Consider the following 6,072-nt stretch of genomic DNA (forward strand, 5'->3'; position numbering starts at 1 on the left):
AGGATGCCGTCATGACACAGACTCCGGGGGAACGATGACCACGACCACGCCACCACCCAGGGTCACCGAGGGGGCCCGCATCGAGGTGCGCGACCTGACCAAGCGGTTCGGCACCTTCACCGCGGTCGACAACCTCTCCTTCACCGTCGACCCCGGCCGGATCACCGGCTTCCTGGGCCCCAACGGCGCCGGCAAGACCACGACGCTGCGCATGCTGCTCGGGCTGGTGAACCCGTCGAGCGGCTCCGCCACCATCGGGGGGCGCAGCTACCACGAGATCGACCAGCCCATGGCGGTGGTCGGATCGGCCCTCGAGGCCACGAACTTCCACCCCGGCCGCACCGGCCGCGACCACCTGCGGGTCCTGGCGGACACGGCGGGCGTCGGCGCCACGCGGGTGGACGAGATGCTCGAGCTCGTGGGCATCCCGGCTGCGGCCCGCAAGCGCGCGGGGGGTTACTCGATGGGCATGCGCCAGCGGCTCGGCCTGGCCGCCGCGATGCTGGGCGACCCGCAGGTCCTGATCCTCGACGAGCCGGCCAACGGCCTCGACCCGGAGGGCATCCGGTGGCTGCGGGGCTTCCTGCGCCACCTGTCCAGCCAGGGCAAGACCGTCCTGATCTCGAGCCACATGCTCCAGGAGGTGGAGCAGACCGTCGACGACGTCGTCATCATCAACAACGGCCGGCTGATCAAGCAGGGCGCGATGGACGACCTGCACGGCGAGACGCACGCCATCGTCCGCACCACCGACCTCGACGCCCTCGCCGGCGCCCTGCGGGTGGCCGACGTGACCAGCTCGGTCCAGGACGGGACCCTGCTGGCCGAGACCCACGACCTGCGGCTGATCGGCGACGTCGCCCTGCGTGCGGGCCTACCGGTCTACGAGCTGCGCAAGGCCACCACCGACCTCGAGGCATTGTTCTTCGAGCTCACCGAGGGCACCAACCGCAATCTCGGTGACGGCGGCCGGCCGGCCGCGACCGGAGCAGCGGCACCCGAGCGAGATGCCATCGCTGGACAGGAAGGGGGCAACGAATGACCAACGCGATCAAGGCCGAGTTCCGCAAGTTCTTCACGACCCGGTTGTGGTGGGGTATGGCCATCGCCATCTTCGTCGCCGGGGCCGGCCTCGCCGTCCTGTTCGGGTTCCTGCTCACGCAGCCGCAGAGCGCCACCGACGCCGCCAGGGGCGTCCCCACCGGCACCCCTGAGCAGATCGCCAACAGCGTCTACACGAGCGGTCTGCAGGTGGGGTACCTCCTGTTGCTCGTGATCGGGGTCATGCAGATCGGCTCCGAGTACCGGCACAAGACGATCACGAGCACCTTCCTCGGGGTGCCCAAGCGGGTGCGGGTGATGGGTGCCAAGGTGATCGCGCTGCTCGGCATCGGGGCGATCTACGGTCTGATCTCGCTGGTCGCGTCCGTCGTCGCCGGGGCGATCGTGCTGTCGGCCCGCGGGTTCGACGCCTTCCCCTCCAGTGGTGTCTTCCGCACGCTCGCCCTGAGCCTCCTCGTCCTCGGGCTGTGGGCGCTGATCGGGCTCGGAGCCGGCATTCTCATCCCCAACCAGGTCGCCGCGCTGCTCATCTCGGTGGGTGTGGCCTGGATCGTCGAGCCCATCGCCGGCGTGCTGCTCGCCCTCTGGAGCTGGGGACGCGAGCACATCGTCGAGTACCTCCCGACGGCTGCGTCGCAGGCCATCGTCAACGGCGTGACCCAGTCCGGCCCCAACGCGGCCCCGCGGCTCGAGTGGTGGGCCGGCGCGCTGGTCCTGGCCGCGTACGCCGCGGTGCTGGCCGGGTTCGGGTCGTGGCGCACCGTGCGGAGCGACATCAGCTGAGTCGGCCGCCAGCCTCGACGGAGGTATGCCACGGGGTCGGGTCCCCAGCACGGGACCCGGCCCCGCGGCATACCCGGGGTGGGCGCGCAGGCGCCTGTTGAGGGGGCCGCTGGCGGCGTGGCGAAGGTCGCTCCGGAAACCTCTTCCCCGCCGCAGCGCGCCGCGACGCACGGGGATAGGCTGGGAGCACCTATTTGCCCGTCATTGTCGACGCTACGAAAGAGGCGTATCCGCCGTGCCCGACCAGTCCCCGACCAACGACCCCATGGCGGCCTTCGGGCCGAACGAGTGGCTCGTGGACGAGCTGTATGAGCAGTACCTGAACGACAAGAACTCCGTGGACCAGGCGTGGTGGTCGTTCTTCGCGGACTACCAGCCCTCGGACGGCTCGCCCACCAACGGGTCCGGATCGAACGGGAGCTCGGCTGCCCCGGCGGCGGCACCGGCAGCACCTGCTCAGGCACCTGCCGCCGCGGCTCCGGCCCCTCAGGCCCCCGCCGCCCAGGCCCCGAGCGCGCCTGCTGCGACGCCCGCTGCCGCGCCCGCGGCACCCGCGCCCGCCGCCCCTGCGCCCCGACCGGCCACGACCTCCGGGCAGACGACCGACAAGCCCGACGCCAGCACCGACAAGGCGGTGGCCGACAAGCCCGAGGACAAGGAGGCCGGCACCGGCGGTGAGACCGCAGCCGTCAAGGAGCCGCCCAAGCCCCGCGAACCGCAGGCGCCCAAGCAGACCGAGGCCACCAACGAGAACCAGATCAGGCCGTTGCGGGGCGCGAGCGCCCGCACCGTCACCAACATGGAGACGTCGCTGACCGTCCCCACCGCCACGAGCGTCCGCGCGGTGCCCGCCAAGCTGCTCATCGACAACCGGGTCGTCATCAACAACCACCTGCAGCGCTCCCGCGGGGGCAAGGTGTCGTTCACCCACCTCATCGGGTACGCCCTGGTCAAGGCGCTGGGCCACATGCCCGAGATGAACAACGGGTTCACCGAGGAGAACGGCAAGCCGGCCCTGGTCATCCCGGGCCACGTCAACCTCGGGCTCGCGATCGACATGGCCAAGCCCGACGGCACGCGCCAGCTCCTCGTGCCCTCCATCAAGTCGGCCGAGTCGATGGACTTCGCGCACTTCTGGACGGCCTACGAGGACGTCGTCCGCAAGGCCCGTGGTGGCAAGCTCACCGTCGAGGACTTCCAGGGCACGACCCTGACGCTGACCAACCCCGGCACCATCGGCACCGTCCACTCGGTGCCCCGCCTGATGGCCGGCCAGGGCGCCATCATCGGCGTGGGCGCGCTCGAGTACCCCGCCGAGTGGCAGGGTGCGAGCCAGGAGACCCTCAACCGCAACGCCGTGTCGAAGATCCTCACGCTGACCAGCACCTACGACCACCGGATCATCCAGGGCGCCCAGTCCGGCGACTTCCTCCGGATCGTCCACCAGCTGCTGCTCGGCGAGAACGGCTTCTACGACGAGATCTTCGAGAGCCTGCGCCTGCCCTACGAGCCGGTCCGGTGGGTCCAGGACATCTCGGCCCACCACGACGACGACGTCAACAAGACGGCTCGCGTCCAGGAGCTGATTCATGCCTACCGCGTGCGCGGCCACCTCATGGCCGACACCGACCCGCTGGAGTACCGCCAGCGTCGCCACCCCGACCTCGACGTGACCTCGCACGGGCTGACCCTCTGGGACCTCGAGCGCGACTTCGCGACCGGTGGCTTCGGTGGGGCGCCGATGCTGCGGCTGCGCAAGATCCTCGGCATCCTGCGTGACTCCTACTGCCGCACCATCGGCACCGAGTACATGCACATCCAGGACCCCGAGCAGCGTCGCTGGCTGCAGGACAAGATCGAGGTGGGCTACGCCAAGCCCGGACCCGACGAGCAGCTGCGCATCCTGCGCCGCCTCAACGCCGCCGAGGCCTTCGAGACCTTCCTCCAGACCAAGTTCGTCGGCCAGAAGCGGTTCAGCCTCGAGGGCGGCGAGTCGGTCATCGCGCTGCTCGACCGCATCCTGTGCCGCGCCGCCGCCGACTCCATGGACGAGGTGTGCATCGGTATGCCGCACCGCGGACGCCTCAACGTGCTCGCCAACATCGCGGGCAAGTCCTACGGCCAGATCTTCCGTGAGTTCGAGGGCAAGCAGGACCCGAAGTCCGTGCAGGGCTCGGGCGACGTGAAGTACCACCTCGGCACCGAGGGCGAGTTCGTCGCCGAGGACGGCAGCAAGACGAAGGTCTACCTCGCGGCCAACCCGTCCCACCTGGAGGCCGTCAACCCGGTCCTCGAGGGCATCACCCGCGCCAAGCAGGACCGTCTCGACCTCGCGGGCGAGGACTTCACCGTGCTGCCGCTGCTCATGCACGGTGACGCGGCATTCGCCGGTCAGGGAGTCGTCGCCGAGACGCTCAACCTGTCGCAGCTGCGCGGCTACCGCACCGGCGGCACGATCCACGTGGTCATCAACAACCAGGTCGGCTTCACCACCTCGCCGAGCGCCAGCCGCTCCTCGACGTACTCGACCGACGTCGCCCGGATGATCCAGGCCCCGATCTTCCACGTGAACGGCGACGACCCCGAGGCCTGCGTCCGGGTGGCCGAGCTCGCCTACGAGTTCCGCCAGACGTTCAACAAGGACGTCGTCATCGACATGGTCTGCTACCGGCGCCGCGGGCACAACGAGGGCGACGACCCCTCGATGACGCAGCCGCTGATGTACAACCTCATCGAGGCCAAGCGCTCGGTCCGCAAGCTCTACACCGAGTCGCTGATCGGCCGTGGCGACATCAGCCAGGAGGACGCCGAGGCGGCTCTGCGCGACTACCAGCAGCAGCTCGAGCGGGTCTTCGTCGAGACCAAGGCAGCGCTGAAGGAGGCCAGCGAGGAGTCCAGCGACCCCACCCTCGTCGGCACCGACGCCGAAGGACACTCCGGCCTCGAGCCGCCCACGGCCCAGGCAACCGACCAGGCCACCCGGTCCGCGGACCAGACGGCGATCCCGGCCGACCAGCTCCAGCACATCGGTGACGCCTTCGTGAACCCGCCGCAGGGTTTCACGGTCCACCCGAAGCTGTTGCAGGCCATGGAGAAGCGGGCGCAGTCCACCCGCGAGGGCGGCATCGACTGGGCGACCGGCGAGCTGCTCGCCTTCGGGTCGCTCCTCATGGAGGGCACCCCCGTGCGCCTGGCCGGCCAGGACAGCCGCCGCGGCACCTTCGTGCAGCGGCACGCCGTGCTCATCGACAAGCACACCGCGGAGGAGTGGACGCCGCTGCTCTACCTCGGTGAGGGCCAGGCCCGGTTCTGGGTCTACGACTCGCTGCTGTCCGAGTTCGCGGCGATGGGCTTCGAGTACGGCTACTCGGTGGAGCGTCCCGACGCCCTGGTGCTGTGGGAGGCGCAGTTCGGCGACTTCTTCAACGGTGCGCAGACCATCGTCGACGAGTTCATCAGCTCGTCGGAGCAGAAGTGGGGGCAGCGCTCGTCCGTCGTGCTGCTGCTCCCCCACGGCTACGAGGGTCAGGGCCCCGACCACTCATCCGCCCGCATCGAGCGCTTCCTGCAGATGTGCGCCGAGGACAACATGACGGTCGCCTACCCCTCCACCCCGGCGAGCTACTTCCACCTGCTGCGCCGTCAGGCCTACGCCCGCCCACGCCGCCCGCTTATCGTCTTCACGCCGAAGTCGATGCTGCGGCTCAAGGCAGCGAGCAGCATGCCGCAGGACTTCACCGAGGGCACCTTCCGTCCGGTGCTGGCCGATCGCGCCTCGTTCGACAACGGCGGGGTGACCCGGGTGCTGCTCGCGAGCGGCAAGGTCGTCTACGACCTCGAGGCCGCCCGCGAGAAGGCCGGCGACACCTCCACCGCGATCGTGCGGGTCGAGCAGCTGGCACCGTTGCCCACCAAGGAGATCGCCGCCGAGCTGGCCAAGTACCCCGGCGCCGACGTCGTCTGGGTGCAGGACGAGCCGGCCAACCAGGGCGCGTGGCCGTTCGTGGCGATGAACCTGCCGCAGGCCCTCGCCGAGCTCGGCGAGACCCGCCCGCTGCGGATCGTGTCGCGCAAGGCCTCGGCCTCACCGGCGACCGGTTCGAGCAAGCGGCACGCCGAGCAGCAGGCCGAGCTGATCGCGGCGGCCTTCGCCCGCTGACGCCTGGCACCTCAGCAAAACGGTGGTTGCTCGACGAAACGGCCTCTGTGGGTCCCGTTTCGTCGAGC

3 protein-coding genes are annotated in these 6,072 nt (G+C 70.0%); all 3 read left to right on the forward strand.

Annotated elements, in window-relative coordinates:
* Nucleotides 1-34: 34 nt before the first annotated feature.
* The 3 genes from AC1DX8_RS07220 (at nucleotide 35) to AC1DX8_RS07230 (ending at nucleotide 6,004) form a co-directional block, all read left to right on the forward strand.
* Nucleotides 35-1,042, forward strand: a complete 1,008-nt coding sequence (locus AC1DX8_RS07220) for an ABC transporter ATP-binding protein (RefSeq protein ID WP_477629233.1) — start codon at nucleotides 35-37, stop codon at nucleotides 1,040-1,042.
* A complete protein-coding gene (locus tag AC1DX8_RS07225; RefSeq protein WP_477629234.1) occupies nucleotides 1,039-1,845 on the forward strand; it encodes an ABC transporter permease in 807 nt (268 codons plus the stop codon). The genes AC1DX8_RS07220 and AC1DX8_RS07225 overlap by 4 nt, the downstream gene beginning before the upstream one ends.
* Nucleotides 1,846-2,080: 235 nt before the next feature.
* Nucleotides 2,081-6,004 (forward strand): multifunctional oxoglutarate decarboxylase/oxoglutarate dehydrogenase thiamine pyrophosphate-binding subunit/dihydrolipoyllysine-residue succinyltransferase subunit, encoded by a 3,924-nt coding sequence (locus AC1DX8_RS07230; protein ID WP_477629235.1) that lies wholly within the window; start codon nucleotides 2,081-2,083, stop codon nucleotides 6,002-6,004.
* The last annotated feature ends 68 nt before the right edge of the window (nucleotides 6,005-6,072 follow it).

It is taken from the genome of Pedococcus sp. P2_A3 (assembly GCF_056405035.1).

Excerpts from the sequence above, each read along its gene's own strand:
- AC1DX8_RS07220 (WP_477629233.1), top strand. The coding sequence starts at position 35 with ATGACCACGACCACGCCACCACCCAGGGTCACCGAGGGGGCCCGCATC.
- AC1DX8_RS07225 (WP_477629234.1), top strand. The coding sequence starts at position 1,039 with ATGACCAACGCGATCAAGGCCGAGTTCCGCAAGTTCTTCACGACCCGG.